Below are 1672 nucleotides of genomic sequence, written 5' to 3'. Positions count from 1 at the left end.
ACCTTCATGAATTTGAGAATGTCGATGTCGTCCTTGTCCCACTCGATGACCTGGCGATCGGCCATGCGGGCGGGCTCGATCGGCACCAAGTCGTCGAGCCGGTCATTGGTCAGAACGAAGCCGCCGGGATGCTGTGACAGATGCGGGGGCGTGCCCTCGAGCTGTTGCGCCAGTTCGAGCGTCAGCCGCAGCCTCCGATCGGCCACGTTGAAATTGAGCTCTCGAGCGCGCGTCTCGTCGATGCCTTCGCCGTGGCCCCAGACCTGGGGCGAGAGCAACTTGGTGACGTCCTCGGGCAGGCCGAGAGCCTTGCCAATGTCGCGGACCGCACCTTTGGTGTGATAGCGCACCACGGTCGAGCAGAGGGCACTGTGGTCGCGGCCATAGGTCTCATAGACCCACTGCATGACGATTTCGCGCCGCTCATGCTCGAAAACGACATCGATATCCGGGGGCTCGTTGCGCTCCTGCGAGACAAAGCGCTCGAAAAGGAGATTGTTGCGCTCGGGATCGATGCTGGTGATGCCAAGCACGTAGCACACGGCGGAGTTCGCTGCCGACCCTCTGCCCTGGCACAGGATGTCCCTGCTGCGCGCGAACTGCACGATGGCGTTCACGGTCAGGAAGTATGGGGCGTATTGCAGGATCTCGATCAGGCGCAGTTCATGCTTGATGACAGCCACCACCTTGTCGGGGACGCCCTCGGGATAGCGGCGCTCCGCGCCTTCCCAGGTGAGCTTTTCGAGCGCCTGCTGCGCCGTCAGCCCGGGCAGCATCTTTTCCTCGGGATACTGGTAGGCGAGTTCGTCGAGCGAGAAGCGGCACTGCCGGGCAATCTCGACCGTACGCGCAAGCGCCTCCGGATAGCGCGAAAACAGGCGTTCCATCTCCTCGGGCGGCTTGAGATAGCGGTCGGCGTGGCGCTCGCGCCGAAACCCCAACTCGTCGATGGTGATGTTGTGGCGAATGGCGGTCACTACGTCCTGGAGGATGCGCCGGCCGGGCTCGTGAAACAGAGCGTCGTTCGTCACCACCGTCGGCACCCTCATTTGGACGGCAAGGTTTGCGAGTTCGTGCAGCCGGACCTGGTCATTGGGTCGGCGACGCAAGGTGAGGGCCAGATAGGCGCGATCGCTGAAGGTCTCCCGCAGGCGACGCAGTTGCATCGCGCAGTTGTCGTCAGCCCGATCGGGAACGAGAACGGCGATCAGGCCCTCGGCATAGTCGGCCAGGTCGCTCCATTCGAGATGGCATTGGGCCTTGCCGCCGCGTTTCTTGCCGAGGGTCAGCAGCCGGCACAGACGCGAATAGGCGGCCCGATCGGTGGGATAGACGAGCAGGGACATGCCGTCGACGAGATCGAGGCGACAGCCGACGACGAGCCTGACGCCGGTGTCCTTGGCGGCCTGATGTGCCCGCACAATGCCGGCTAGAGAATTTCGGTCGACTACAGCCAAGGCCTCAATGCCGAGCGCCGCCGCCTGCGCGAACAGCTCAACGCAAGAGCTGGCGCCGCGCAGGAACGAGAAATGGCTGGTCACCTGCAATTCGGCATAGCGCGGGGTGGTCATGCGAAGACCCCGTGCAGGAACCATTTGTGCGAGCCGGTCTCGCGATCCTCGCCGTCACCGGCGCGGTAGATCCAGAAGCGCTCGCCGGACTCGTCCTCCAC

General features: G+C 63.8%; 1 protein-coding gene. It reads right to left on the bottom strand.

The window, feature by feature from the left end:
- The coding region (locus tag EOA36_RS34910; RefSeq protein WP_127281188.1) for a PHP domain-containing protein at window positions 1–1571 on the bottom strand (1571 nt) is incomplete at its 3' end.
- Window positions 1572–1672: the final 101 nt, after the last annotated feature.

Source organism: Mesorhizobium sp. M8A.F.Ca.ET.021.01.1.1 (genome assembly GCF_003998025.1).
Taxonomy (GTDB): Bacteria; Pseudomonadota; Alphaproteobacteria; order Rhizobiales; family Rhizobiaceae; genus Mesorhizobium.
Note: the sequence above shows the minus strand (reverse complement) of the source record. Positions and strands in the feature narration are given on the sequence as shown.